Annotated in this window: 20 protein-coding genes and 2 pseudogenes; 12 read left to right on the top strand and 10 right to left on the bottom strand. The window is 62.4% G+C overall.

Annotated elements, in window-relative coordinates; all coding sequences use genetic code 11:
• Nucleotides 1–4: 4 nt before the first annotated feature.
• From AB3X95_RS19520 to AB3X95_RS19480, 9 genes and pseudogenes are all read left to right on the top strand, one after another.
• Nucleotides 5–247, top strand: a pseudogene (locus AB3X95_RS19520) (cysteine synthase A); the annotation flags it as partial.
• Between the two features lie 49 nt (nucleotides 248–296).
• A complete protein-coding gene (locus AB3X95_RS19515) occupies nucleotides 297–647 on the top strand; it encodes a hypothetical protein (RefSeq protein WP_368622274.1) in 351 nt (116 codons plus the stop codon).
• 256 nt (nucleotides 648–903) lie between these two features.
• Nucleotides 904–1,107, top strand: coding sequence for a cold-shock protein (locus AB3X95_RS19510; protein WP_368622273.1), 204 nt, complete (start codon nucleotides 904–906; stop codon nucleotides 1,105–1,107).
• A gap of 261 nt (nucleotides 1,108–1,368) precedes the next feature.
• Nucleotides 1,369–2,616 carry an SfnB family sulfur acquisition oxidoreductase gene (locus tag AB3X95_RS19505; RefSeq protein ID WP_368622272.1) on the top strand — a complete coding sequence of 416 codons (1,248 nt, stop codon included), beginning with the start codon at nucleotides 1,369–1,371 and terminating at the stop codon, nucleotides 2,614–2,616.
• A gap of 3 nt (nucleotides 2,617–2,619) precedes the next feature.
• Nucleotides 2,620–3,867 (top strand): SfnB family sulfur acquisition oxidoreductase, encoded by a 1,248-nt coding sequence (locus tag AB3X95_RS19500; RefSeq protein WP_368622271.1) that lies wholly within the window; start codon nucleotides 2,620–2,622, stop codon nucleotides 3,865–3,867.
• Nucleotides 3,867–5,231 carry an LLM class flavin-dependent oxidoreductase gene (locus tag AB3X95_RS19495; protein ID WP_368622270.1) on the top strand — a complete coding sequence of 455 codons (1,365 nt, stop codon included), beginning with the start codon at nucleotides 3,867–3,869 and terminating at the stop codon, nucleotides 5,229–5,231. Before AB3X95_RS19500 ends, AB3X95_RS19495 begins: the two co-directional genes overlap by 1 nt.
• A gap of 298 nt (nucleotides 5,232–5,529) precedes the next feature.
• Nucleotides 5,530–5,781 carry a hypothetical protein gene (locus tag AB3X95_RS19490; protein ID WP_176380225.1) on the top strand — a complete coding sequence of 84 codons (252 nt, stop codon included), beginning with the start codon at nucleotides 5,530–5,532 and terminating at the stop codon, nucleotides 5,779–5,781.
• A gap of 232 nt (nucleotides 5,782–6,013) precedes the next feature.
• Nucleotides 6,014–7,513, top strand: a complete 1,500-nt coding sequence (locus AB3X95_RS19485) for an MFS transporter (protein ID WP_368622269.1) — start codon at nucleotides 6,014–6,016, stop codon at nucleotides 7,511–7,513.
• Nucleotides 7,514–7,678: 165 nt separating this feature from the next.
• A complete protein-coding gene (locus tag AB3X95_RS19480; protein WP_368622268.1) occupies nucleotides 7,679–8,740 on the top strand; it encodes an LLM class flavin-dependent oxidoreductase in 1,062 nt (353 codons plus the stop codon).
• 40 nt (nucleotides 8,741–8,780) lie between these two features.
• Here the strand turns inward: AB3X95_RS19480 and AB3X95_RS19475 are convergent, their stop codons facing one another.
• The 4 genes from AB3X95_RS19475 to AB3X95_RS19460 are packed head-to-tail and all read right to left on the bottom strand — an operon-like array spanning nucleotide 8,781 to nucleotide 12,625.
• Nucleotides 8,781–9,995 (bottom strand): acyl-CoA dehydrogenase family protein, encoded by a 1,215-nt coding sequence (locus tag AB3X95_RS19475; RefSeq protein ID WP_368622267.1) that lies wholly within the window; start codon nucleotides 9,993–9,995, stop codon nucleotides 8,781–8,783.
• 11 nt (nucleotides 9,996–10,006) lie between these two features.
• Entirely contained in the window at nucleotides 10,007–11,011 is a 1,005-nt protein-coding gene (locus AB3X95_RS19470) for an NrtA/SsuA/CpmA family ABC transporter substrate-binding protein (RefSeq protein WP_368622266.1), read from the bottom strand.
• Between the two features lie 35 nt (nucleotides 11,012–11,046).
• Nucleotides 11,047–11,790, bottom strand: coding sequence for an ABC transporter ATP-binding protein (locus AB3X95_RS19465; RefSeq protein ID WP_368622265.1), 744 nt, complete (start codon nucleotides 11,788–11,790; stop codon nucleotides 11,047–11,049).
• On the bottom strand, nucleotides 11,780–12,625 hold the full coding sequence (locus tag AB3X95_RS19460) for an ABC transporter permease subunit (protein ID WP_368622264.1): 846 nt from the start codon (nucleotides 12,623–12,625) through the stop codon (nucleotides 11,780–11,782). Before AB3X95_RS19460 ends, AB3X95_RS19465 begins: the two co-directional genes overlap by 11 nt.
• A gap of 233 nt (nucleotides 12,626–12,858) precedes the next feature.
• On the opposite strand from AB3X95_RS19460, the gene AB3X95_RS19455 reads away from it, so the two are divergent.
• Together AB3X95_RS19455 and AB3X95_RS19450 are read left to right on the top strand one after the other, a co-directional pair.
• On the top strand, nucleotides 12,859–13,038 hold the full coding sequence (locus AB3X95_RS19455; protein WP_368622389.1) for a hypothetical protein: 180 nt from the start codon (nucleotides 12,859–12,861) through the stop codon (nucleotides 13,036–13,038).
• A gap of 397 nt (nucleotides 13,039–13,435) precedes the next feature.
• Nucleotides 13,436–14,206, top strand: coding sequence for a ferredoxin--NADP reductase (locus tag AB3X95_RS19450; protein ID WP_368622263.1), 771 nt, complete (start codon nucleotides 13,436–13,438; stop codon nucleotides 14,204–14,206).
• Nucleotides 14,207–14,322: 116 nt separating this feature from the next.
• On the opposite strand, the pseudogene AB3X95_RS19445 reads toward AB3X95_RS19450, so the two are convergent.
• Nucleotides 14,323–14,889 (bottom strand): annotated as a pseudogene (locus AB3X95_RS19445) (ABC transporter substrate-binding protein); the annotation flags it as partial.
• Nucleotides 14,890–15,574: 685 nt separating this feature from the next.
• Between AB3X95_RS19445 and AB3X95_RS19440 the strand changes: the two are divergent.
• Nucleotides 15,575–16,621 carry a hypothetical protein gene (locus tag AB3X95_RS19440; protein WP_368622262.1) on the top strand — a complete coding sequence of 349 codons (1,047 nt, stop codon included), beginning with the start codon at nucleotides 15,575–15,577 and terminating at the stop codon, nucleotides 16,619–16,621.
• 207 nt (nucleotides 16,622–16,828) lie between these two features.
• Here the strand turns inward: AB3X95_RS19440 and AB3X95_RS19435 are convergent, their stop codons facing one another.
• From AB3X95_RS19435 to AB3X95_RS19415, 5 genes are all read right to left on the bottom strand, one after another.
• Nucleotides 16,829–17,296, bottom strand: a complete 468-nt coding sequence (locus AB3X95_RS19435; RefSeq protein ID WP_368622261.1) for a hypothetical protein — start codon at nucleotides 17,294–17,296, stop codon at nucleotides 16,829–16,831.
• 132 nt (nucleotides 17,297–17,428) lie between these two features.
• A complete protein-coding gene (gene atzF, locus AB3X95_RS19430; protein WP_368622260.1) occupies nucleotides 17,429–19,264 on the bottom strand; it encodes an allophanate hydrolase in 1,836 nt (611 codons plus the stop codon).
• Between the two features lie 18 nt (nucleotides 19,265–19,282).
• The gene (uca, locus tag AB3X95_RS19425; RefSeq protein WP_368622259.1) at nucleotides 19,283–22,882 is read right to left on the bottom strand and encodes an urea carboxylase; all 3,600 of its coding nucleotides are present in this window, start codon (nucleotides 22,880–22,882) and stop codon (nucleotides 19,283–19,285) included.
• Between the two features lie 171 nt (nucleotides 22,883–23,053).
• Entirely contained in the window at nucleotides 23,054–23,695 is a 642-nt protein-coding gene (locus tag AB3X95_RS19420; protein WP_176366165.1) for an urea amidolyase associated protein UAAP2, read from the bottom strand.
• 15 nt (nucleotides 23,696–23,710) lie between these two features.
• The gene (locus tag AB3X95_RS19415; RefSeq protein WP_368622258.1) at nucleotides 23,711–24,427 is read right to left on the bottom strand and encodes an urea amidolyase associated protein UAAP1; all 717 of its coding nucleotides are present in this window, start codon (nucleotides 24,425–24,427) and stop codon (nucleotides 23,711–23,713) included.
• Nucleotides 24,428–24,432: the final 5 nt, after the last annotated feature.

The raw sequence follows: 24,432 nt of genomic DNA, 5'->3' as shown, positions 1-24,432 counted from the left end.
CCCACCCGATGTTCTGGATCTCTCGCTCGTCGATGTCATCGAACAGGTCACCGATGAAGAGTCGATCCTGTACGCACAACGTCTTGCCCGAGAAGAGGGCATACTTTCAGGAATTTCATTGGGCGCGGCCGTCGCCGTGGCCGTGCGGCTCGCAAAGCGCCCGGAAAACGCAGGAAAGACGCTTGTCGTCATTCTGCCCGACTCAGGCGAGCGATATCTGGGCACCGTTCTGTATGAAGGCCTTTTCGCGCCCAAGGAATCGGTTCGTAACCAGCATACTTTCGCAGGAGAGGGCAATGGCGACATATGCAATAGAAAGACAATCTCTGGAGCAGGTCGCCCACTTCCTCGCGGGACGATTCGATCGGGACGTTCACATCGTCGAACATGAATCGCGCGAAGGGACGCTCACCGGGCTAATGGTCAATAACCCACGCGGGCCCGATACACCCGCTATCCGGCTTCTTTTCGAGCAGGACGTGCTCGCCAGATACGAAGGACTGACGCTCGCCGCCCAGGCAGATTTCAGATCACGATGCAATTCGAAGCTGGTCGGTGCATTGCTCATCTACGATCGTATTCGTGCAGCCGGTGAACTCAGATCTCCGCAAGCCTACGTGATCGAATTTGGCGAAGAACTTCTCTAAGCCGCCGAATCCGCAGCCGGATCCACGCGCTGAGCCTGTCAAGAGTGGCCAGACGCGCGGCCGATCCGGCCAGCACGCGTGGTCTGCTAAACATCGAAGAATTTGTTGGTTCAACGCACTTCACGGATGACGTATGGTTCGACGTGCGACACGGCGATTAAGCGACGTGATGCAAGCTGGACCCGGCAGCAACGGAGCGCATCGCGCGCGAAACGCCTACGCCGCGGTCCAGCCCATAGACCCGCTGGGAATCTTCATGGCAACTGGCACCGTAAAGTGGTTCAACGATGCAAAGGGTTATGGCTTCATCAAGCCGGATGACGGCAGTGAAGATTTGTTCGCGCACTTTTCCGAGGTACAAACGGCGGGTTTCAAGTCGCTCCAGAAAGATCAGAAGGTGAGTTTCGAAGTCAAGCAGGGACCCAAAGGCAGGCAGGCGGCCGAGATCAGGCCGCTGTAGCCTGCGGCCCGGGATCGGGCGCCATCAAAGCCCAAGTCTCTTTGGCGGCCGCAAGTCATTGGGTCGCGAACCTCATGTCCGTGTGAAGCCTCACCCGATCGCGGATCGTCATAAGCAATTCCGGATTCGATAGTAGGCGTGGCGCGCGAGTACTGATCCAATACGTGATTGGTCTGCTCCGTGCCAGAGCGTGACGTTCGCTCCTTCGATTTCGAAGCAGCGTCGCAGGCAGATGAGCCTCACTTTTGCGTTCGAGCCAACATGTCTACATCCGAATCCAATTCCGCGGCGCGGTTGCCGCGCCGTCCCGATCCGGTGCGCGTCAAGCGTATCGCGGGAGATACCGAAGCTCTCGAAGCCGCGCGCACCCTCGCGGCAGACTTCGCAGCGGTCGCTGCGGAGCGCGACCGCCAGCGCATCCTGCCGTGGGCAGAACTCGACCGCTGGTCCGAAAGCGGACTTGGTGCGATCACCGTGCCGGCCGAATACGGCGGCGCCGACCTTTCGTTCGCGACGCTTGCAGAAGTGTTCGTGATTCTTTGCGCAGCCGATCCCGCATTGGGTCAGATTCCGCAGAATCATTTCGGCGTGCTGGGCGTACTGCGCGAGATCGGCACGCCGGCTCAGAAGGCGCGTTTCTACGGCGAAGTGCTGGCTGGCCTGCGGCTCGGCAATGCGGGCCCTGAGCGCCGCTCCGCATCGAGCGCGACTATCGTGCAAGGCACGACGCGCTTGCGCGCGACGCAGGACGGCCTGCGGCTCGACGGCACACGCTTCTACTCCACGGGCGCGCTGTTCGCGCACCGCGTGCCGGCGCGCGCGATCGACGATGAGGGAAGAGCCGTACAGGTCTGGGTGCCGCGCGATGCCGTTGGACTGAGTGTCATCGACGATTGGAATTCTTTCGGGCAACGCACGACCGCGAGCGGAACCGTGATTTTCGATCAGGTCTTGGTCGACCCTGACGACGTGTTGCCCATCTGGCAACTGGGCGACCGTCCGGGGCTCTTCGGGCCGACTTCGCAATTGATCCAGGCGGCAATCGACCAGGGAATCGCCGAGGCGGCAGTGGCCGATGCAATCGATTTCGTGCGAGCACGCGCGCGGCCGTGGATCGATTCAGGGCTTGAGCGCGCCGTCGAGGATCCTTACATCATCGCCGACGTCGGGCGTTTGCAAATCGAACTGCATGCCGGACGCGAGGTGCTTCTGGAGGCAGGCCGCACGCTCGATGTCATCGCCGCGCAGCCAGTCGACGCCGAGGCAAGCGCGCGTGCGTCTGTCGCCGTGGCTCACGCGAAGGTGCTCACCACGCGCATCGCGCTCGAAGCGAGCGAGAAGCTTTTCGAACTGGCCGGGTCCGCATCGACGCGTGCGGCGCACAACCTCGACCGCCACTGGCGCAATGCGCGTACCCATACGCTGCATGATCCCGTGCGCTGGAAGCTGCACCTGGTTGGCAACTACCTCCTGAATCATGTGCTGCCTGCGCGGCATTCGTGGAACTGAAAGATGGCAACAGAACTTGATGATGGCACGCTCGATCGCCCCGTACTGGGAGACTCGACGTGCGTAAGGCCCGAACAGATCGCGGATGACGCACAGGCTTTGCAAGCCGCTCAACGCCTTGCCGAAGTCTTCGCAGCCGAAGCGGCGGCGCGTGATCGCGAGCGCCGGCTGCCGTGGGCCGAGCTCGACGCGTTCGTGGCAAGCGGTCTGTGGGGTATCACCGTGCCACGGCAATATGGCGGCGCAGGCGTCGGCAGCAGGACGCTCGCGGAAGTGACGGCGATCATTGCCGCGGCCGATGGCTCATTGGGCCAGATTCCGCAAAATCATTTCTATGCACTCGAAGTGCTGCGTGTCGGCGGGAGACCGGACCAGCAGCGCTTTTTCTACGAACGCGTACTGGCGGGAGACCGATTCGGCAACGCGCTCGCGGAGATCGGGCATAAAGACTTCAAGCGCCGCACGCGGCTCACGCGTAGCGCGACCGGCTGGCAAATCGATGGCCGCAAGTTCTATTGCACAGGCGCGCTATTCGCGCACTGGATTCCGACGCTAGTGGTCAGCGAAGAAGAGGGGCGTGATGTCACGTATCTGGTGTTCGTGCCGCGTGACGCGCCAGGTGTCGAAGTGATCGATGACTGGGACGGGTTCGGGCAACGCGTCACGGGTAGTGGTTCGGTGCAGTTCAGTCAGGTGCGCGTCGAGCCGGAGTGGATCGTGCCGTTTCAGGCATCGTTCGAACGCCCCACTACAATCGGGCCATTCGCGCAGATCATCCATGCAGCGATTGATCTGGGGCAGGCGCGCGGGGCACTTCAGGCGGCCTTGCAGTTCGTGCGGGAGCGTTCGCGGCCGTGGATCGACGCGAAGGTGGAACACGCGTCGCAGGATCCGCTGACCATCACCCAATTCGGTGATCTCGCCGTTCGGTTGAGCGCAGCGGAAGCGCTGGTGCGCCGTGCCGGGCGCTTCGTCGATGCGGCCCAGGCCGAGCCCACCGAGCGTTCGGTAGCGCAGGCATCGGTCGCAGTGGCCGAAGCGCGCGCGCTCACCACGACGGTCTCGCTGGACGCGGGCTCGCGCCTTTTCGAACTCGCCGGCACCGCCGCGACGCTCGACGATCTCGGCCTCGACCGGTTCTGGCGCAATGCGCGCACGCACACGCTGCATGATCCCGTGCGATGGAAATATCACGCCGTCGGCAATTTCTATCTCAACGACAAACTGCCGCCGAGGCACGGAGCCTTGTGATGGCAAAAAAGCAGATCCTGCTCAACGCGTTCAACATGAATTGCGTGGGCCATATCAACCATGGATTGTGGACCCATCCGCGCGACCGCTCTCTCGACTACCGAACGCTTCCATACTGGACCGACCTCGCGCGCATGCTCGAGCGCGGACTGTTCGACGGACTTTTTCTGGCCGACATCGTGGGCGTCTACGACGTCTATCAACACAACGTCGACGTGACGCTGCGCGAGTCCATACAGCTTCCCGTCAACGATCCCACGCTTCTCATTTCGGCGATGGCCGCCGTCACCGAGCATCTCGGCTTCGGCGTAACGATCAACCTGACTTACGAGCAGCCGTATCTGCTGGCGCGACGTTTCTCGACGCTCGATCATCTGACGCAAGGAAGAATCGGCTGGAATATCGTGACCGGCTATCTCGACAGCGCGGCGCGGGCGATGGGACTCGAAAAGCAGTTGCCGCACGACGAGCGTTACGATCGCGCGGACGAATATCTCGACGTGTTGTACAAACTCTGGGAAGGAAGCTGGGAACCCGACGCAGTGCTGCGCGACAAGTCCGGGCGGGTGTACGCCGATCCCGCGAAGGTTCACAAGGTTCGACATGCCGGGCGCTACTACAACGTTGACGGTTATCATCTCGCGGAGCCGTCGCCGCAACGCACTCCGGTTCTTTTCCAGGCCGGTAGTTCAGGACGCGGCCAGCGTTTCGCCGCCCGTCACGCGGAATGCGTATTTATCTCACCGCCGAATCGGGCCGTTGCGCGCGAAACCGTCAGGACGCTGCGCGAGCAACTCGTGGAAGCGGGACGACGCCCCGACGACGTCAAGGTCTTTGCTGGCGCAGCTGTCGTAACGGGCGCAACCGAGCGCGAAGCACGCGAGAAATACGCGGACTATTTGCGTTATGCGAACCGCGAAGCAGGGCTTGCGCATTTTGCCGCCAGTACGGGCATCGACTACGCCCAATACGATCTCGACGCGCCTGTCGACTATGCGCCCACCAATGCAATCGAGTCCGCCACGCGCACCGCGAAGCAGCACGGCTGGACGCGCCGTAAGCTGCTCGAGATGTTCGAACTGGGGGGGCGGTATCCGGCCATCGTGGGCAGCGCTGCGCAGGTCGCGGATGAACTGCAGGGCTGGGTCGAAGAAACCGGTATTGACGGCTTCAATCTGAGCCGCACGGTTGTACCGGAGAGCTACGAGGACTTCATCGATCATATCGTGCCCGAGCTTCAGAATCGAGGTCTGTACAAGACCGCTTATGCCGATGGAACGCTGCGACGAAAGTTGTTTGGCCATGACGATCAATTGCCCGAACAGCACACGGCCTCGAGCTTTCGGAAATTTGGTGGGCAATAAATCCAGACGCAGCGTTGCCATCGCGCTCAACGTTGTGCCTGACGATTCGTTTTTGGCGGGCCGCGATCTGCATTGACACGGCATTGACGACATATCGAAGCGCACGCGAAATCCAAATCGTGAATCGATATTGGCGCGAACGCGGCCATCCTGCCAATAATGAGTCTGCACTCCAACGACGCTACGGGTTTCATCCGCCAAAACCCGATGCTTCGCACGACGTTGTTGGCTAGTCGTGGCTCGGCGTGCTCGGAAAAGCGGGCACGCCTGCGTGAGTTTCCGTAACACAGGAGGTGACATGCTGTTTTACCACCACGGGATAGCCGTCCAGCCGTCGGTCGTGAGAAGCGGAAGTCTGTTCGTGGCTCGCGTATCGATTCTGGAAGAGGACGGCGAAGCGACCACGCTGGGTGAACTCGGACACTTCGCGAATGGGCAGTCGGCGCTCGCTTTTGCAGTGCGATGCGGGACCGCATTCGCCGACCATCAGCCGTTGCCGAAGCCGCCTTGCGAGATCATCCGACTCCCCGAGGCAATGACGGCCGCGTAGTGCCTTTCAGGCAACGCTGTATCGACGTCGTTGACCACGCGAAATCGACGCAGGTGCAAATCCACCATCGATTGCGCATATCGAAAGCACGGAACGGACGAAGGCGCCGCGTCGCGGATTGCCACACGGGCATCGTTCGATCCCGCGCTTTGCATATATTCAATCGTCGTTTGGAAAACGACAGGCGCGTCGCTAGCATGCAGAAACTTTTGACACGTGTTGAACAGCCATCATGTCTACCGTCGCTATTCCATCCACTCCGCTTGACGCGTCCGCGCAGCCGGAGATTTCCCGTCCCGCTGTGATCCGTTCGCCGCAGGATGTCGCGCGCATCGTCAACGCGGGTGCTGCCAAGGGCAGCAATGCACGCATCGTGATCGCGATCGCGCTCGGCGGCGTCTTTCTCGACGCCTACGATCTGACCTCGCTTGCCTATGGCATCAAGGACATCGCGAAGCAGTTCGCGCTGACGCCGGTGCAAGTGGGATTCGTATCGTCGGCGATCACGTTCGGCGCGATCCTCGGTGCACTGTTCGGCGGCTATCTGACCGACCGCATCGGGCGCTATCGCGTGTTCATGGCCGACATGCTGTTCTTTGTGGTCGCGGCAATTGCCGCCGGTCTCGCCCCCAACGCGTGGGTGCTCGGTGGCGCGCGCTTTCTGATGGGCTTTGGCGTCGGTCTCGATTTGCCCGTCGCGATGGCGTTTCTCGCGGAGTTTTCGCGAGTGGCGGGCCGCGGCAACAAGGCCGCGAGCGTGGCCGCCTGGTGCCCCGCGTGGTACGCGGCGACCAGCACCTGCTATCTGCTGATTCTTGGCCTTTACGCAATGCTGCCGCAGGAACACCTCGGCTGGCTGTGGCGCCTCACACTCGCATTCGGCGCAGTGCCCGCCATCGCCATCATTCTTGTGCGCAGCCGTTACATCAGCGAATCGCCCATCTGGGCGGCGAATCACGGCGACCTCGAAGGCGCGGCTCGTATCCTGAAGCGCTCTTACGGGATTGATGCCGTCGTCGAACATACGGGTAAGTCCGTTGCGCGGCCTCGCTCCGCATCCTGGCGCAACTACGGCGTGCTGTTCAATGCCACTTACCGCAGGCGCACGATACTTGCCGCCGTGATCGGCAGTGCGTCGTCGTTTGGCTATAACGCGATCGTTTTTGGTCTGCCCGTGATCATCACGAGCTTCTTCGCGCAAGGTCCCCTCACGACAATCATCGCGTCGCTCTCGCTGAACCTGCTGTTCGCGTTCGTCGGCGGGTTGATCGGTGTGCGCGCCGCGCCAACGGTCGGCGCGTGGAAGCTGACCGTGCTCGGGCATTCGCTGCAATTCGCCTCGCTGATCGGACTCGCGCTAATCGGGCGACCCAGCGGCGGCGCGCTGGTGGTCGTGGCGATCCTGCTGCTGGGTGGCTATCTGTTCGGGCAGGGCTTCGGCCCCGGTTCGCATTCGATGACCTATGCGTCGCTCAGCTATCCGACTTCGCTGCGCGGGATCGGCGTCGGCTTCAATCAGACGCTGGTGCGCACGGCGTCCACCATTTCGCTGTTTCTGTTTCCCGTGCTGGCCGCCGCGCTCGGCACGAAGGTATTCTGGGTGATCGCGGTTGCGCCACTGACTTCGCTGTTGGTGCTGCTCGCGATCCGGTGGGAGCCTTCAGGTTACGACATCGACGCTGAAGACTATCAGGGTCTGCAACCGGCGGTGCCTCGCTCGCCGGCGCTCTGAAGCCAGGGTGCGTTGGCGCAGGTGCCGTCGAGTGGCCGTGCGCATGCGCCGCGCGAGCCTTAATGCCTTTTCGTGAGTTCTTTATCGATAGAAATTGGAAAGCGGCTGGCGCGGGCAAGGTTAGCATGGACGTTTTCTGTCTGGGGTTTACCGCCTATCAAAACGATGTCAGCCAAACTTCCCCGCTTCGGCGTCTGGGCTCTCGTGCACGGCAGCCGTGCCGCATTGCACGATCCAGCGGAACCCTACGACGCCTCGTGGGCCCGCAACAGGGCCCTCGTCATCGAGGCCGAGCGTCTCGGATTCGACTCAGTACTCGTCGCCCAGCACACGATCAATCCGCATGACCCTTCGCTCGATCAACTCGAGGCATGGACCGCATCGGCGGCATTGGCGGCACTCACGTCGCGCATTGAGATCATCACTGCGATCAAGCCTTATCTGTATCACCCCGTCGTGCTTGCGAAGATGGCTCAGCAGATCGAGCACATCAGCAAAGGGCGCTTTGCGATCAACCTGGTGAACGCGTGGAATCGTCCAGAGCTCGAACGAGCCGGCATTGGATTTCCTGAACACGACGAGCGCTATGCATACGGCCGCGAATGGATCGAAGTCGTTGCCGCACTGCTGAGAGGCGAAGTCGTGAATCATCACGGCGACAACTTCCGCATCGACGGATATCAATTGCATCCCGCCGATCCGTTTCGTGCGCGTCCGCGCATCTATGTCGGCGGCGAATCGGAGCCGGCGCGCGAACTGGTGGCGGCACACGGCGACGTATGGTTCATCAATGGTCAGCCGCACGACGACGTTGCGCGACTCATCGCCGATGTCTCCGCTCGCGCGCGTCCTGCCGGGCAGCACGCGTTGCGTTTCGGTTTGTCGGCGTTTGTGATCGCGCGCGAAGCGCGGGCGCAGGCAGAGGCTCATCTCGCGCATTTGTTCGCGTTGGCCGAGCTTGACAAGCCCCTGCGCGAGCGACAGAAGGCCAATACCGATCCGAAAGCGGTGATGCACCAGACTTTTGCGCAATCGCCGCGCGTGGGATCGAATGGCGGCACGGCAGCGGGGCTCGTCGGCGACTACGACACCGTGGCGCAGCGCATCGCCGCCTTCCACCGGGCGGGCATCGAACTCTTCATGCTGCAGTTCCAGCCGTTCGAAGCCGATATGCGCAGCTTTGCTGAAGAGGTCGTGCCGCGCGTTCGCCGGCTCCTTGCGGATTGAGCGATTCTGGTCACGAATCGCGCGTCACGCGCGTTCGCGATCAGAAGTACGCGCCGGTGGGTGGAAGCTGTCCGGTCAGCAGGTTCTGCCCGAGCAGCCGTTCCTTGTACAAGCGCGGATTGTGCGAAGCAATCACCTTGATGTTGCGCCAATGCCGGTCCAGCGCGCCCACTCGAGACACGACCGAGCCCGAGCCAAGGTCGATCAGCCAACTGGCGATCTGTGGCGCGAGATCGTCGATCACGACTTTGGCTTCGGCTGCGGAGAGCGTCGCGGCCAGTGTGGTTTCATATTCGTTGGCCGTTCCATAGTCATCCCACGCAAGCTGCAACGCTGCCACAGCGCGGTCGGCCGTTGCCTCGACGCTGGCTGCGTAGGCGCGAATTCGACCAAGCAGCGTTTGCAGCACAGGTTCGCCGGCAGGATGCGCAGCATCGCCGTGATAGAAGTTACGCCCGCGTGAGCGCAAGACGTCGACGGCGTCCAACGCAATACGCCTCACGATGCCTGCGATGCAGTTGGTCAGATAGACCTGATGAAACGTGTATCCCCAAGGCGCTGCTTCGTCGGTTCGTGGCGGATCTGTCGGGTAGACATGAGCTGCGGGCACCGTCACCGCGTGAAACTTTGCCGTGCCTGAAGCCGTCAGGCGCTGACCGAATCCTTGCCAGTCGTCATCGGTGCTGACGCCTTGCTTCCGGTCGAGCACGTATTGAACGGTCCTGCCCTTGCGGCTTTCCACCGCAACGCCAACGAATGCGTCGTTATAAAGGTTGCCGGTAGCGTAGACCTTCTCGCCTGAGCCGATATAGGCGAGCCGCGCTTCGTCCCACTCGAGCCGGCTCAGCACCCGGCTCGGGCGCGCGCCAGCCGCGATGGCGTCGCTTTCGGTGAAACTGAGACCGATGGTTTTCTTGTCCCTCGTCAGATCGAGAACGTGCGCATGGAACGGGTGATCCCGTCGTCTGAGCGCAGCCTCGACCTCCCAAAGATGATTGCGAAAAGCATGAGCGATGTTCGAATCCGCCGCCGAGACGTCGCGAGCCACGACGAAAAGCTCGCTCAGCGACAGTCCACGCCCACCCGCATCGGCCGGCAGGCGCAGCGCGCCGAAGCCGAGATTCTTGAGTACGGCGACTTCCTCGTGCGGCCGATGATGATTGCGTTCCCGCTCTGCCGAGGTCGATGCGATATTCGCGATGATCCCGGCAAAGCCAAGTTTTGCGGACAAGGGTGAGACTAGTGGAATTCCCATTGGGGCTCTCGTTAAACCTTGACGCTGTAATCCGCGACCTTGATTCGCGAATTGATGATCTTGCGCTCCGCGAGCCAATCGGCGGCGCGTTGGAACTGCGCGATGAACGCAGTGTCGTCGGGTTCGTGGAACTGGTTGACGCGTTTGAGGTTCGTCAGATAGTCGCGCACCTGATCCGGATATCTGGCTTCCTGCTGCATGAGCTGTTCGGATTCGCCGGGATGCGCCGACTGCCACGCACCTTCGACGTAGTACGCATCGATGACCGCGCGAATCAGCTCCGAATTCTCTTCGGTAAATTTCCGGCGCGTCACGAGGGAACTGTAATCGATCAGGAAATCGAGGTCGCGTCCTTCGTTGAAAATGTCCTTGGCATCGTTGGTATAGCGTGCGATGTCCACGCCAGGGGACCACATCGACCAGGCGTCCACCACGCCTTGCGCAAATGCCGGTGCGGCATCGGGCGGATTCAGGTAGACGAACTCGACCTTGCTGCGCTCGACATGATGCTTTTCGAGCGCTGCGATCAGCAGGAACTCACCCAACCCCGACCGGTTGATCGCGACCTTGCGGCCCGCGAGATCGGCCACCGAATTGATACCGCTCGATTTCTTCACGATGATCGCCGTCGAGCGCGGCGAATAGATGTCGAAAGCGTTGAATACGAGCGGGGAGCCGGCCAGCATCGCGGCGAGCGCCGGCGTCGTCGATCCCCAGAAGCCGAAATCCGCGCTGCCACCGACGACTGCCTGGATCGACGGAGCATGATTCGGGAACGGTCCGACCCATTCCACCTTGATGCCCTTTGCAGCGAGGGTCTTCGCAAACACCCCGCGCTGTCTGGCAATGTCCGGCAGGCTGCCGTATCCCCAGCCGATACGAACCGTATCGGTGTTGCGTGTCAGCTTGCGCGGCTCGGCGGCGCGAGCGGGAAGCAGACTACCGACGGCGGCACCGGCCAGCAGGCCGCCCGCCGCGCGCAATAGTTTGCGGCGGTTCAGCGAAGAATCGTTCATTCTTGTCAGGTCCTTGAGGTCATGCGGAAAAGCGTTCAGTGAGACTGAACGCCGAGCTCTTCGAGCAGGATCGACCGCAGTGCTTGCGGCGTATGGTTTTTGGGTTGGAAGGACACAGCGATGCGCCCTGAGCGCATCACCAGAATCCGGTCGGCGAGCGCGAGCGCCTCATCGACGTCATGCGTCACGAGCAGAATGCCGGGATGATGACGTGCGACCAGTTCCTTGACGAGTCCGTGCATCTTGATCCGCGTGAGCGCGTCGAGCGCCGCAAACGGTTCATCGAGCAGCAGCAATGCAGGATCGCGAACGAGGCCGCGCGCCAACGCCACGCGTTGCGCCTGTCCCCCGGACAGGTTGCGCGGCCAGTCGTCTTCCCGACCGGCAAGCCCGACTTCGGCTAACGCACGCGCCGCCCCGGCACGACCGACCAACGTTTCATGACCGAGCGCGACGTTCTCCCACAGCGTCGCCCAAGGCAGTAGCCTGTGCTCCTGAAAAACGACGGAAGGGCGTTCGGGCGCGCTGATCTGGCCGGCGTCGGGCCGATCGAGCCCGGCCAGCGCACGCAGCAGGGTGGTCTTTCCACATCCGCTTTCGCCGAGCAGCGCGACGAATTCACCTGCGCGGATCTCGAGATCCAGAGCGTCTATCACGACCCGGCTGCCATAGTGGCGCCGCAGACCGCGCACCGATACTGCGAGAGACGACGGGTTCACTCGCTCAGCGGTGAGCGTCGCGATATCTGTCTCGCGGGACAACGCGAAATCAACGGACATGTAGGCTCCTTTTGGCGTAATTCGCGTGCCATGAGAGGAAGCGCGTTTCAAGCAGCCGCACTGACGCGTCTGCCGCGACGCCGATGATCGCGTAGATGATCATGGTCAATACGATGACGTTGGTTTGCAGGAATTCGCGCGCATCCATGGCCAGGAAGCCGATGCCCTTCGTCGTCGCCAACGTTTCGGCGATGACGAGTGCGAGCCACGCATGAGCCAGCGCATAACGCACGCCAGTCAGGATCGATGGCATCGCGCCAGGCAGAATGATCCGTCGCACAATCGCGACTCGATCCAGCCCGATGACCTTCGCGAGCTCCATCAGTTTCGGGTCGATCTGTCGAATGCCAAGCATGGCGTTGATATAGATGGGGAACAGCACCGCGAGCGCGACCAGGAAGATTTTCGCCACCTCGCCGACACCGAACCAGACGATGACGAGCGGCAGCATCGCGAGAAAGGGAATCGCGCGCACCATCTGGATCGAACGATCGAGCAGTGCCTGCGCGAGCGGCGAGAAGCCGACCAGGATACCCAGCGCAAGTCCGATCGTTCCGCCGATTGCGAAGCCTGTCGCGGCACGCAACAGCGAAACACCGAGGTGAACCAAGAGATCGCCGTTGCGAGCCAGATCGAATGCGGTTGCCGCGACGCTGCTCGGGGCTGGAAGAACCTGAGGCGAGATGAGTCCAATGAGCGCCGCAACTTGCCAGAGCACCAGCACCAGTGCTGGAACGATCCACGAAATCCACTTGTAGAGCGTGCCCTTCGAGACGGCCGCGGACAACCGGGTCGAAGTGACATGGCTGTTGCGAGAATCAGTAATGTCAGCCATTTTGTTCCACATAAACATTCAAAAAGATTGCTCCAGAATGGAGCCAGTACGGGGCAACCCACTTTACGGCGATTTCATTTCGCGTTGCGATTCGTATAAGGAACATTTACTGAAAAAAGGGGATAGCTCTCGTAGGTCGAGCTTGCAATTAGAGGCCGACTGCCAGTGCAATGACAAACAGTTTTTTATTCTTTCCTTTCCATCTCCGGCGCATTGCTCGAAGTTGCCGACACGTGGCGCCCGTGAGGTCGCGGCGCACTCCATCGGGCGCGCAGTACGGTGCGACGCCGCTCGCGCCGTCCGTCCATCCGCCCTCCGACGTGAACGCCGTGCGGCGCGATTTCCCGATCCTGCACGAGCGGGTCAACGGCAGGCAGCCGATCTGGTTCGACAATGCGGCGACCCTTGCCTGACATCGACGAAAATGAGGAGCGCTGACAATGCCTTGGCCTGTCAGACGTGAAAGGGATGCCGGCAGCGGCTGGAGCGTGCCAGGCGGCGACGCCGTGCGAGCGCGCCGCCGAACCCTTGTCGCCGTCCTGATCGTCGCGCTTGCTCTTGCGTGCCTGGAAAGAGAGTTGTCCGGCAAGCATGACGGTTCGCTTCGTTCAGCGCTCGCGCCGTATATCGACAAATTCACGGGCGCACGGGCGAAATAAGGCGAACTGAGTGAAGGGGCCGGTTTCGTTCCGGTCATTCGGCAACACGGACTGTCCTCGCGAGCCGCGCATTGCATAATGCATCCTTCCTCTGGCTTCGCTATTGTGGGCGAGGCTGGGAAGGACGACGAGATACCGAGGTTAACAAACTATGAGCAAGTACGACATCGCAACGGTCCAGTCGGTTCATCACTGGACCGATACCCTGTTCAGCTTTACGTGCTCACGCGATCCGGGTCTGCGTTTCAATAACGGCGAATTCACGATGGTCGGCCTCGAAGTCGATGGCAAGCCGCTCGCGCGCGCCTACAGCATCGTGAGCCCGAACTACGAGGAGCATCTCGAGTTCTTCAGCATCAAGGTGCAGAATGGGCCGCTCACGTCCCGTCTGCAGCATCTGAACGTCGGTGACAGCGTCCTGATTGGCAAGAAGCCCACGGGAACGTTGGTCGCGGATAACCTGCTGCCCGGCAAAACTCTCTGGATGCTCTCGACAGGCACGGGTCTCGCGCCGTTCATGTCGATCATCCGCGATCCGGTCATCTACGACCGTTTCGAGCGAGTGATCCTTACGCACACCTGTCGCCTGAAAGGCGAGCTGGCCTATATGGATTACATCAAACACGATCTGCCGGGCCATGAGTACCTCGGCGACGTGATCAAGGAAAAGCTCGTCTACTATCCCACGCTGACGCGTGAAGAGTTCGAGAACGAAGGGCGCATCACCGACCTGATTGCGGCGGGCAAGCTGTTTTCCGACCTGGATGTCGCGCCGTTTTCGCCTCAAAGCGACCGGGTGATGCTGTGTGGCAGCACGGCCATGCTTGCCGATACGACCGAATTGCTGAAACGGGCGGGGCTCGTGGAGGGCAAGAGCAATGCGCCGGGACACTATGTGATCGAGCGCGCGTTCGTGGACTAGGCACCTGGCTCGTCGGGTCGTCCATTGCATTCATATTGCTTGAATTGCCGTCAGCAGGGCGGGGTCGGCATTGCCGCGGATCAGGCTGTTTGGTAGCCATGGGTGCCGCCAGACCATCAGGTTTTCCACAGCGCATTCTCAACATTCAGTTTGGCGGGAATCAATTTCAGTGCGCTGAATGTGTCGGCAATCTGCTGCTGATAGGCCAGTATCGCGTCCGTGATTGGCTGAATGCCGTAGCCAGTGCGCTTGAGCGCAACTTCGAGCGTGGCCGGGTCGGGCCCGACCAGCGGTGACAGAAGCGCGGCCACTTCAGGGATGTTGTCGCTCCCCCAGCGATCGACGTTGTTGACCTCGTCCAGCACCGCATGCAGCACCTGCGGATGCGCCGCCGCGAATTTGCGGGAGGCGACGTAGTACTGCGTGTTGTGCACGAGGCCGTCGCCGTTTGCGATGGTGCGTGCGTTGGCCTGATGCTCGATGGCCGCCAGATACGGATCCCAGATGACCCATGCATCGACGCTGCCTTGCACGAAGGCCGCGCGCGCATCGGCGGGTGCCAGATAGACCGGCCGGATGTCGGTGTAGGCGAACCCCGCCTGCTGAAGTGCCTTCACGAGCAAGAAGTGAACATTCGAGCCCTTGTTCAGCGCTACCTTCTTGCCGCGCAGCTGCGCGACCGTTCCTCGAGTCATCGTGCTGGCGCTGCGGACTTGATGCGCCTTACTACATGAACGTTCAACTCCTCGACGTGCGATTTCGCTGCGCGCGTTGCTTGGCGGGTCACGGTGGACTCACGTGGAGACCAGACACCATGGTGCGTATGAAACCGAAGCATCGGACGGGCGTTCACGCGTCGGTCGTCTCCCGTATTGGCTCACCACCCCGGGTCTTGTGCACGAGCGCCTGCGTGCGATCCCGCACGCAGGGGTGGCCCCTTGCCACGAAGTGTGCGGCAACCTATTTCCTTCGGCTGTGAACAATTGGCTTATTTCCCGACGATGAGCTGGACGCCTTTAAGTTGACACTTCTCGTGGCGCGAGCGGGACAAAATTCCTTCGTGCTAGTACCGGCGCATGCAAAGGTCTTGAGGGATACCACCTCGTTCATCCGTGCACTATCCTGATCATTAAAGCTGCTCTGCTTGTGGAGGTGCCGAAGAGTGGAGCGTCTCGGCACGCAGCAAGAGTGGGCATAAATTATCCATGAGAACCGCTATCAATACCCACCGCACTTGCGGGAGTACGGCGTCACCAGCGGATTCGAGTCTGCTGGAAACACCGCGCAATGACTCACGGAGGTCTGTGAACTGCAATTTTCGTTCGCCCGCGATACAACCGCGTTATCGCTTTCATTGTCCTGGATACGATGAACAACACCGACAATCGCTTCTGGCCTTACACGCCGCACGCAAGCCTCAAACTCGCTGCGCTGCTGTTCGTCGTCCTGTTCTTGTTCACCAGCATACTCAGGGCGACGTTGAACTGGCCGAGTGCCCAGTCCGAAACGGTAGTCTTTATCGGCTTGCTTTTGGTGGGATTCTCGCCTGTTCTTCTCGCAGTGCTGGATATGGTAATCGAGCGCGGCGCGGTGGTCGAATACGCCGGTGTAAGGCTCGATTTTTCCCGCAATCGCACACAAGGCGTGGTGGAAGTGACCGTCCCGCCGAACATCGGGGTTCCCGGCGTGGCGGTAACGGACAGCGGCACCTCGGCGATCATCGGCGCACTAACAGATGCGACGAGGAGTGATGTCATCGTGATCGATCTGGAAGAAGGCCAGGCCTGGTGGGAAACGCGTTTGCTGGTCTTGCTCGAGGGTGCGACGAGACTTGGCCGGCCCGGTGAGGTGGTATTCGTCGCGACAGTCGATCGGACCAAGCGCCGGTATCAGGGATGGGGCCGCCCTGCCGAATTGTTACTGGCCCTCGAAAGAACGAATCCGATCTACGAGACCACCGTGCAGACGGCTCGCGCGGCTAGCGCGCAGTGGGATCAGATTGAGCCGCATCCGGGCGCCGTCGCCGGGTATCCGCCGCAGCCGCTGCCGGCAGGTCCACTCGCGGTCAAATATGCATGGATGGCCACGGACGCCCGAAACCTACGCAATCCATTATTAACCGAACAGATCCTTCAGAGCGAACTGGGAATGAGCGTCGAACAGCCGCCGCCAGGATCGCCGATCGTCGACATGCTACGTTGCCGGCAACTGTTCGGGGCCGTCCTGTACAACGCGCAAATTGATTTGGACTGGCCCGCACAACAGCAACTCCACGCGCTGCTTAGCGAAGAAGCGCCTTTCCTCGCCATAACGCGCAACGGCGTCTATACGGAGTTAGTTTCGAAACCGACACTACAAAACGAAGTGCTCAAATCGCTGGTCGGGACGCGCGGCGATGAACGGCATGCCGACTGAGCGTTACCCTGCCAAAGCCGGCACTAACATGACACGAACGCACGTTCCGCTTCGTAGAGGAATTTCCTGTCCCCTGCTATTGCAAACAGCTAGTTTCCGGCAATCCCCATACGGCTCTGCGCAGTGATCCATTCGACGGATCATTGCACCAGTCGCCACCAGCAGGCATTCACTACCCCGTGCGAGAGAGCTCCTGCAAGTCACAGTTCATTGGAATTGATACTCCAGATAGATAAACACATCGAGCAACTGTTTTGCGTCAATCGCCGACGTATCTCCCGGAGGTGGCGCTGTCTGCGCAAGGCTTCCGCCGGCGGTGACGACCAGAACGTGATTCGAATACAGGTTGGCAGTGAAAGCGCCCGGCAACGGGCTCATCGGCAAGTTCCCCAGAGTCGGGTCCAGAACGGGGGCCGCCAACGCTGTACCATCCACGGTCATGGCGAAACCGACGGGCGCCACTCCCGAGGCGGTGCGCAGAACGAGCGCCGCGCGGGTGATCGTCAGTGTCCGCCCCTTGGCGAACAGAGGCATGTTGCGGTCGCTGAGGGCGATGCTGATCTGGGTGTTGGCGGGGCTGCGTAGCAGCTTGGCAAACACGCTGGAAAAATCCTGCCGCAAGGTGAGGAGCCGGCGCGCTGGGTTGTTGATGAAGTAGCCGTGGGTCGCACCCAACTGTCGAGCAAGGTGAGCGTGGCACTGACATTGACGTAAGGCCCCGTGATGCAGGCACGCGCTTGCGTGCCGGAGCGACGCGCGTCAGCGATGTGTGCTGACGTCCGAAAGCGGCAGCTTCATCCGCGCCCGCTATGCGCCGATCTCAGCGCGTGCCGCGCCATTCTCGAGCCACGCTCGCCAGCCGCCGAATCCGGAAATGTCGGTGGCCGACTGGAATCCATACGGCTCGCACAAGAACCCGGTCACCCACGTACCATCGACGAGTTCGACCTTGCCGAGCACGAGCGGGGAGGGAACCGTCGCGGTGAACGACCCGAACTCCGCGCTCGGCATCTCCCACACTTCGACCGCGATTGCCGAGCCGCAGTCGTCGGTGACGCGCGACAAGCCGGGTCGCCGGACGCCGTCCGCGAACGCGTCCAGCAACGACAACCTGTACCGCTGCGAAGTGCAGGTCTCGTGCACGAGCGTCGCGCGTCGAGCGAGCAGCTCGCGATTGAGCGGCAAACCCCGCATATGGGCGCCGCATACCGCTATTCTCATGCGGTCGTGGCTCGCCGTCTGTCGTTCGGCGGGCACCGCTGGCTCGATGCCGGCGCCTCCGACGCGCTGCACACCGCTCGTGCGTTGCAAAAGGTCGGCGATGCCGAGCAGATACTGGTCGGTGAAGGCGCGACCGAACACAGTCACGCCCCATGGCAAACCGTTCTTCATGAAACCGGTCGGCGTCGCGACCGCGGCATAGTCCAGCAGATTCATGAAGTTCGTGTAGTAGCCGAGCAACGAGTTTGGAGCGATCGGATCGCGTTCGAGTTCTTCAAGCGTGACAGCGCGCGGATAAGTCGGTGTGAGAACGAAGTCGAGCGAACTGATCGATGCGTCGCATAGAACCTTCAATTCCTGAAGGCGATACTGCGCGCGAAACAGCTCGACTGCGGTGGCCGCTGGCGCCTTCGCCAATACTTCGCGAATCACCGGCAGCACCGCGGCAGGCGTCTTTGTCATCAGGTCGCCCGCTACGTGGTAGCGCTCGGCCACCCACGGACCCTGGTAAAGCAGCTGCGCCGCTTCGACAAACGGCGCGAAGTCGATTTCTACGGCCTCGCCTCCCGCCGCTTCGAGCAGCGCGCGCGCTTTGGCAAAAAGCGCCGGGCTGTCGGCGCAGCCGGCGAATTCAAGCTGTGCCGGTACGCCGAAGCGGAATTTCGACGGCCTGCCGAATGCGCGCGCGGTGTTCCATTGCGGATTCGGACGGCTGTACGCGTCGCTAGCATCCGGTTGCGCCGTCAACGCAAGAAGCTCGCTGGCTTCTTCCGCCGTCGCCGTAAAAAAGGTCACGCAATCGAGCGTGCGGCATGCAGGCACCACACCCGACGTGGACAATAACCCTTTCGTCGGTTTCAGTCCGACAAGGTTGTTCAGCGCCGCGGGTACGCGACCGGAGCCTGCGGTGTCGGTGCCGAGCGCGAAACTGGCGACACCGAGCGCGACCGCGAGCGACGAGCCCGCGCTCGAACCTCCAGCCGGATAATCCGGGTGCACGCTGTTACGGCATTTGCCGTATGGTGAGCGAGTGCCGTTCAGACCGGTGGCGAACTGATCGAGATTGGTTTTGCCCAGCGGTATTGCGCCCAGCTCGATCAGGCGCGCAACGACGCTGGCCGACCGCGACGGGGTGTACGCGAAGGCGGGACAGGCGGCCGTCGTCTGGATGCCGGCGAGATCGATGTTGTCCTTGATCGCGAATGGCACACCGTAAAGCGGCAAGCTGTCGATGGGCTGCGTTTCGAGCCGTTCGAGGTAGGGCGCGACTTCGTCTTCGGTCAGCAGATGGATGAACAGGTTGAACGACGGATTCAACTCCGCGGCTTTGGCGCGCAGCTCATCGACGAGCGCGCGCGGCGTCAGTGTGCCGGCGCGGTATGCGCGGCGCAGTGTGGGAAGACGCAGATCGAATGACGACATGATAAATTTCTCCGGCCTCTAGCGGGGTTGGATGACGGCAACGCGCTGTCCGGCGCGCACCGACGAGCCTGGCGCGACATGCACTGCGGCGATGGTTCCCGAATAGGGCGCATACAACGGAACTTCCATCTTCATCGACTCGATGATGACCAGCTCGTCGCCGGCTTTGACCTGATCGCCGGCCTTCACCTTGACCTGCCACAGACTGCCGGCGATCTCGCTGTCCACGGAAATCTCGCCGTTCTTCAGAGCCGCCGCCTGCGCGTCTTCGACGACCGGCGTCTCGATCACGTCTTCCGAGGTGCCCGCTTCGCGCCACCGCTCGCGCTCTGCCTGGAATGCGGCCTGTTGCTTCGCGCGGAACTTTTCGATGCTGGCCGTTTCGCGCGCGAGGAACGCCTGATAGTCCGACAGAGAAAGTTCGGAATCGCTGATTCTCAGCGGATATCGCCCGAGCGGAAAGTCGGCGCGGATGCGCAACAATTCGTCGGCAGATACTTCGTAGAAGCGGATCTGATCGAAGAACCGCAGCAAATAGTGCTGGCCGGCGAAGTCCGCGACGTCACGATATCGATTCCACATCTGCAACGTGCGGCCGACGAACTGATAGCCGCCCGGGCCTTCCATGCCGTACACACACAGGTATGCGCCGCCGATGCCGACCGAGTTTTCCGCCGTCCACGTGCGGGCCGGGTTGTATTTGGTCGTGACCAGCCGGTGACGCGGGTCGAGCGGGGTCGCGACTGGCGCGCCGAGATACACGTCGCCGAGACCCATCACGAGATAGCTCGCGTCGAAAACGATCTGCCTGACCGCGTCGATGGAGTCGAGTCCGTTGATGCGGCGGATGAACTCGAGGTTGCTCGGGCACCACGGCGCGTCGTTGCGCACGGTGGTCATGTACTTGTCGATTGCCAGCCGACACGCGGGGTCGTCCCACGACAGCGGCAGATGGACGATCCGCGACGGCACGCGCAGATCCTTGTGCAACAGCACCTCCGCCCACGCACGCGCGACGATGTCGAGCAGCGCGCTAAGCGGCAGCTCTTCGGGCCGATAGTGGATTTGCAGCGAACGGATGCCAGGCGTGAGATCGATGACGCCAGGCAGCCGCTGGACTTCGAGCGCCTGCATCAGCGCGTGTCCGCGGAAGCGCGCCACCAGATCCAGTTCCGCGGGCCCGATTTCGAGCAGCAGATGCGTGTCGCCGGACACGCGTGCGACGAGTCGTTCCCGATCCGCACCGGTATCGAGCACGACCGGTGAAGTGAGCGACGTGCGTGCCTGGACCGGCGCGCTGCGCGTGATCTCGAGGCTCTCCAGTTCGCGACGACGCTCGCGCACGGCGTCGCGCGCTTCGTCCAGTTCGACCGCAACGAAGCGGACCTTGTCGCCCGCCTTGAGCTGGCCGACCTGCCAAAGGTCGGCCTCGATGACCGTCACCGGACACACGAAGCCGCCGAGACTCGGGCCGTCGGGTCCGAGGATCACGGGCATGTCGCCGGTGAAGTCGACCGCGCCGACCGCGTACGGATTATCGTGAATGTTCGACGGATGCAGGCCGGCCTCGCCGCCGTCCTCGCGCGCCCACTCCGGCTTCGGTCCGATCAGGCGCACGCCGGTGCGGCTGGAATTGAAGTGCACCTCCCAATCGGTGTCGAGCAGCTGCGCGATATAGCCGGCGCTGAAATACTCCGGCGCACCGTGCGGTCCATAGATCACGCGCAGCGTGCGCACGCCGTCCAGCGCGGGCGCGTCGGCGAGCGCGGCGCCGGCTTGCGCATCGTCGAGCGGATGCAGGTGCAGCACGTCGCCTGCGCGCAGTGCGCGGCCGCCGTGTCCGCCGAACTGGCCGAGCGTGAAGGTGCTGCGGCTGCCCAGATACTCGGCAACGTCGAGGCCACCGCGCACGCACAGGTACGCGCGCGCGCCCGCGCCGCGGATCGCGCCCAGCGCGAGCGTCGAGTCCGCTGGCACGTAGATGCTCGTGTTTAGCGGCTGCGCGACGTCGTCGAGCATCACGGGAAGCGGCGCGCCGGTGACGGCGACCACCGCGTCGGTGTGAAAGCGCAGCGTCGGGCCGCTCATCGTGACTTCGAGGGCTGCCGCGTCGGCTGCATTGCCGAGCAGGCGATTGCCGAGCCGCATCGCGCGGTCGTCCATCGGCCCCGATGGCGGGATGCCGACCGCCCAGTAGCCGAGCCGGCCCGGATAATCCTGCACCGTCGTTTGCGTGCCGCCGTGGATCACCTCGACGGTGCTCGCGCGGTATCCGAGCCCTTCCAGACATCGGGTCCACGGTTCGCCGGATGCGAACGGCCGGTCCCGCAGGATCTGGCGCAGATAGTCGCGATTGGTTTGGACGCCGTATAGCCGGATGCTGCGCAATGCATCGTCGAGCGCATCGCGGGCCTCTTCGCGAGTCGGCGACCAGGCGATCACTTTCGCGAGCATCGGGTCGAAGTAGGGCGGCACCTCGCAGCCCGCCTCGATCCACGTATCGATGCGCAGCGCGCGGCCGTCCGCGGGCGGGAACCCGACATCGGTCAGCAGGCCGGGACTCGGCTTGAAGTCGCGCCCCGGGTCTTCCGCGTAGAGGCGCGCCTGGATCGCGTGCCCGCGCGGCGACAGCGCCGCCGCGAGCTCGTGCAGCGGCGCGAGCGTGCCGGCCGCGAGTTCGATCATCCAGCGCACGAGGTCGATGCCCCATACCTGTTCGGTCACGCCGTGCTCAACCTGCAAACGCGTGTTGACTTCGAGGAAGTAGAAGCGTTCGGCGGCGGTGTCGTACACGAACTCGACGGTGCCGGCGGAGCGATAGTCGACGGCTTTCGCGAGCCTCACCGCCGCCTCGCACAGCGCGGCCGGAATACCGTCCGGCAGGCACGGCGCGGGGGTTTCCTCGATGACCTTCTGGTTGCGTCGCTGCACCGAACAGTCGCGCACGCCGAGCGCTATCGCGTCGCCCTTGCCGTCGCCGAAGATCTGCACCTCCAGGTGCCGCGCTCGCTCGATGTACTTCTCCAGAAACACACCGGCATCGCTGAAGTTGTTTTCGCCGAGCCGCTTCACCGCGTCGAAATGTGCGCCGAGCTCGTCGGCATTCCAGCAGACCCGCATGCCGATGCCGCCGCCGCCCGCGGTGCTCTTGAGCATCACCGGGTAGCCGATGGCTTGTGCAGCTTGGAGCGCCGCGGGCAGGTCCGCAAGCAGACCCGTGCCTTCGAGCATCGGCACGCGTTCTCTCGCCGCGATCTCGCGGGCCGTATGCTTCAGGCCGAACGCGCGCAGCTGCGCCGGGGTCGGTCCGATGAACGCGATGCCCGCCGCTTCGCAGGCTTCGCCGAACGCCGCATTCTCCGACAGGAAGCCGTAGCCGGGGTGAATCGCCTGCACGCCTTCGCGACGCGCGATCGCGAGGATTTTCTGCACGTCCAGATACGTTTGCGCGGTAGGCCCGTCGCCCAGCGTGTGCGCGATGGGCGCGTCGCTGACATGGCGACTCGCCCTGTCGGCTTCCGCATAGATCGCGACGCCCGTGACGTCGAGCTCGCGCAAGGTTCTCAGAACGCGGCACGCAATCGCGCCGCGGTTAGCGATGAGTATCTTCTCGAACATGAGGGTGTGTCGATTCGGGGGCGGGCCGTCCCGCCGTGGGAATGGCTGGCCGTGGTCGTCCACGGCCGCAATCGGGTCAGCGATAGCTCCGCGCAAGCTGCTCGCGCGTGCACGTGAAGTAGCGACCCGAGCGGACCAGCATCACGAAGAAAAGCCAGTCGCGGATTCGCTTCAGTTCCATATCAGCAGCTCCGCGGGCGTCGGGTTGTACGCGTTGCACGGATTGTTCAGCTGCGGGCAGTTGGAGATCAGCACGATGACGTCCATCTCGGCGCGCAATTCGACGTACTTGCCCCGCGCCGAAATGCCGTCTTCGAAGCTGAGCCCGCCGTCGGGCGTCACCGGCACGTTCATGAAGAAGTTCACGTTGGCGCCGATGTCCTGCTTCGACAGGCGGCCGTCATGCGCGCACGCGCGCAGGAAGTTGTCGCGGCAGCTATGCATATAGCGCTTGCCCAGCGCGTAGCGCACCGTATTGCTTTCCTGTGCGCAGGCGCCGCCGAGCGTGTCGTGGCGTCCACAGGTGTCGGCGACGATCGTCAGCATCGGATTGCCGAGGTTCGAGTACAGCACGGAGCCCGTCGTCAGGTACAGGCTGCGTTGGCGGCGCAACGTGCGCTGCGGATCGAAGCGCTCGCGCCGATCGGCGAGGCTGTAAAAAAGCGTATCGACTGCCTGGTTGCCTTCGAGGTCGACGATGCGCAGCGTTTGCCCGGCCTTCACGTGATGAAGCCACGGCTCCCCCGCGGCGAGTGTCTCGCGATAGACCGCGGTTTCCGGACGTTTGTCGCTGGCGGTAAGCGTGCTAGTCATAAGCGTGGCCCTCGCTCAAAGAAAGAAGCGTTCAGTGTTGATGAACCCGCGTTCGTTTTCTGCGCACGCGGTACGGCAGACTTCGACGACCTCGGCACCCGCGGCACTCAGTTCGAGCTTCACGGGCTTCGGCGCGTACTCGGGGTTCGGGTCGAGCGGATGCTGGATCGCGGTGAGCACGACGAGCGTGTTCATCGGCGCGTACAGCTCGACGTAATCGTTGGCCGCCGAGTTGCCGGCGACGAAGTTCAGCGAGCCGTCGTCACTGACGTCGACGCGGCTGAACAGGTTGAGCGTCATCAGCAGGTCGGCCATGCCCAGCCCCCACTTGCCCATTTCCACCAGCAGGTTGTCGGTGCCGTTGCGGTAGAACGCATTGCGCAGTTCCTGATATCGGCCGGCGCCGTATCGTTCGCGAACCTCGTCGGCGTTCGACACGCCACCGATGCTGTCGTGCCAGCCGCACGTATCCGCGACGATCGCGGCCAGCACGCGGCCCATGTCGGAGTAAAGGCAGTGGCCAACGGTCAGTTTCGCCGTGTGCTGGCACTTCAGCGAATCGGGCAGGTTCAGCCGTTCGCTTTTCTCGGTGGCGTTGAACATCAGCATGCTGACGTTCGCGCCGCCGCGCAGGTCGGTCACGCGCAGCAATTGACCGCGCTTGACGATCAGCGACGTGTGTCCGCCTCCCGGGACGGTTTCTTCGAGCAACAAGTTCTTAGCTGAATTCATATCTG

The organism is Paraburkholderia sp. BR13444 (assembly GCF_040948755.1).
GTDB classification, from domain to species: Bacteria; Pseudomonadota; Gammaproteobacteria; order Burkholderiales; family Burkholderiaceae; genus Paraburkholderia; species Paraburkholderia youngii.
This window is presented reverse-complemented; position numbering and strand designations above follow the sequence as displayed.

What these genes read in the sequence shown, in the direction of transcription:
- AB3X95_RS19515 (WP_368622274.1), top strand. Translation starts at nt 297, where the DNA reads ATGGCGACATATGCAATAGAAAGACAATCTCTGGAGCAGGTCGCCCAC.
- AB3X95_RS19510 (WP_368622273.1), top strand. Translation starts at nt 904, where the DNA reads ATGGCAACTGGCACCGTAAAGTGGTTCAACGATGCAAAGGGTTATGGC.
- AB3X95_RS19505 (WP_368622272.1), top strand. Translation starts at nt 1,369, where the DNA reads ATGTCTACATCCGAATCCAATTCCGCGGCGCGGTTGCCGCGCCGTCCC.
- AB3X95_RS19500 (WP_368622271.1), top strand. Translation starts at nt 2,620, where the DNA reads ATGGCAACAGAACTTGATGATGGCACGCTCGATCGCCCCGTACTGGGA.
- AB3X95_RS19495 (WP_368622270.1), top strand. Translation starts at nt 3,867, where the DNA reads ATGGCAAAAAAGCAGATCCTGCTCAACGCGTTCAACATGAATTGCGTG.
- AB3X95_RS19490 (WP_176380225.1), top strand. Translation starts at nt 5,530, where the DNA reads ATGCTGTTTTACCACCACGGGATAGCCGTCCAGCCGTCGGTCGTGAGA.
- AB3X95_RS19485 (WP_368622269.1), top strand. Translation starts at nt 6,014, where the DNA reads ATGTCTACCGTCGCTATTCCATCCACTCCGCTTGACGCGTCCGCGCAG.
- AB3X95_RS19480 (WP_368622268.1), top strand. Translation starts at nt 7,679, where the DNA reads ATGTCAGCCAAACTTCCCCGCTTCGGCGTCTGGGCTCTCGTGCACGGC.
- AB3X95_RS19475 (WP_368622267.1), bottom strand. Translation starts at nt 9,995, where the DNA reads ATGGGAATTCCACTAGTCTCACCCTTGTCCGCAAAACTTGGCTTTGCC.
- AB3X95_RS19470 (WP_368622266.1), bottom strand. Translation starts at nt 11,011, where the DNA reads ATGAACGATTCTTCGCTGAACCGCCGCAAACTATTGCGCGCGGCGGGC.
- AB3X95_RS19465 (WP_368622265.1), bottom strand. Translation starts at nt 11,790, where the DNA reads ATGTCCGTTGATTTCGCGTTGTCCCGCGAGACAGATATCGCGACGCTC.
- AB3X95_RS19460 (WP_368622264.1), bottom strand. Translation starts at nt 12,625, where the DNA reads ATGGCTGACATTACTGATTCTCGCAACAGCCATGTCACTTCGACCCGG.
- AB3X95_RS19450 (WP_368622263.1), top strand. Translation starts at nt 13,436, where the DNA reads ATGAGCAAGTACGACATCGCAACGGTCCAGTCGGTTCATCACTGGACC.
- AB3X95_RS19440 (WP_368622262.1), top strand. Translation starts at nt 15,575, where the DNA reads ATGAACAACACCGACAATCGCTTCTGGCCTTACACGCCGCACGCAAGC.
- atzF (WP_368622260.1), bottom strand. Translation starts at nt 19,264, where the DNA reads ATGTCGTCATTCGATCTGCGTCTTCCCACACTGCGCCGCGCATACCGC.
- uca (WP_368622259.1), bottom strand. Translation starts at nt 22,882, where the DNA reads ATGTTCGAGAAGATACTCATCGCTAACCGCGGCGCGATTGCGTGCCGC.
- AB3X95_RS19420 (WP_176366165.1), bottom strand. Translation starts at nt 23,695, where the DNA reads ATGACTAGCACGCTTACCGCCAGCGACAAACGTCCGGAAACCGCGGTC.
- AB3X95_RS19415 (WP_368622258.1), bottom strand. Translation starts at nt 24,427, where the DNA reads ATGAATTCAGCTAAGAACTTGTTGCTCGAAGAAACCGTCCCGGGAGGC.